The sequence below is a fragment of the Streptomyces sp. NPDC058086 genome, assembly GCF_042885015.1.
Lineage (GTDB): Bacteria > Actinomycetota > Actinomycetes > Streptomycetales > Streptomycetaceae > Streptomyces.
Genome location: NZ_JBHVST010000313.1, coordinates 1 through 1,057, shown reverse-complemented (window position 1 = coordinate 1,057; position 1,057 = coordinate 1). Strand labels below are relative to the sequence as shown.

1 protein-coding gene is annotated in these 1,057 nt (G+C 68.4%); it reads right to left on the bottom strand.

Annotation, left to right across the window (positions count from 1 at the left end):
- Nucleotides 1-1,057: phage/plasmid primase, P4 family (locus ACFVWD_RS58530; protein ID WP_389607348.1), on the bottom strand; the 1,057-nt coding region annotated here is incomplete at both ends.

Here is a 1,057-nt window from a genome sequence, read left to right as displayed (position 1 = left end):
GTGCAGGATCCCCGGGCCCTCGTCCTGAACCAGTTTGACGGCCAGGTTGTCGATCTTGCGTTCGTCGGGGACGATCCGTTCGAAGGGCAGGAGGCGGATCCGGCGCCAGAAGGCGAAGCCGCCGGTGGAGACCTCGGGGCGGTGGTTGCCCAGCAGCCACAGCTTGTGCGTGGGGGTGAAGGAGAAGTAGTCCTGCCGCATGCGGCGGGCCTTGATCTTGTCTCCGCCGGTCAGCAGGCGCACCCGGGCCTCGTCGAAACGGTCGTTGGGCTTGAGCTCGCTGCACACGATCAGGCGGCGGCCGTGCAGCTCGGTGAGTTCGGTGGAGTGCTCGGAGTAGGCGCCACGGTCCATGAGGAAGCCCGGCGGGGCCGCGTCGGCGTAGTCCCCGAGGATCTGGATCATCACGTCGAGGAGAACTGATTTGCCGTTTTTGCCCTGTCCGTGGAGGAAGGGCAGCACCTGTGCCCCGACGTCACCGGTGATGGAGTACCCGAGGAGCAGGTGGAGGAAGTCGATCATCTCCCGGCCTTCGGCGTCGCTGCCGAAGGTGTCTTCGAGGAACCTGTGCCACCGGGGGGTGGGGATGTCCTGGGGGGAGGCGCTGGTGGCACGGGAGTGGAAGTCGCGGGTCGGATCGGGTTTGCGCATGCGGCCGTTGCGGAGGTCGACCACTCCGTCCGGGGTGCACAGCGCGTAGGGGTCGCCGTCGAGGGTGTCGGGGTCGAGGGAGAGGTCTGGGGACGCCTTGGCCTGAGTGAGGAGCGCCTTCATGCCGGTTGTCGACAGGGTGCGGCGCTTGTGGTGGTGCAGCTCCCGGTCGGTGAACAGCCCTCGGGGATCGGTGTCGGGAATCTCCTCGGCCATCTCGCCGGCCGCCCACAGGGCCGCTTTCTCGCCTCCGGCCCGCTTCCACCGGTAGCCGTCCCAGGAGTACCAGCCCAGGCCCTCCACGTGCCGGAACTGATCACGGTAGAGACGGACGAAGAGCTTGGCGTTGCCCCGGTCGGTCAGGCTCATGGGGATCTCGCCCGCCGCCCACCCCGGCGGGGCGGCG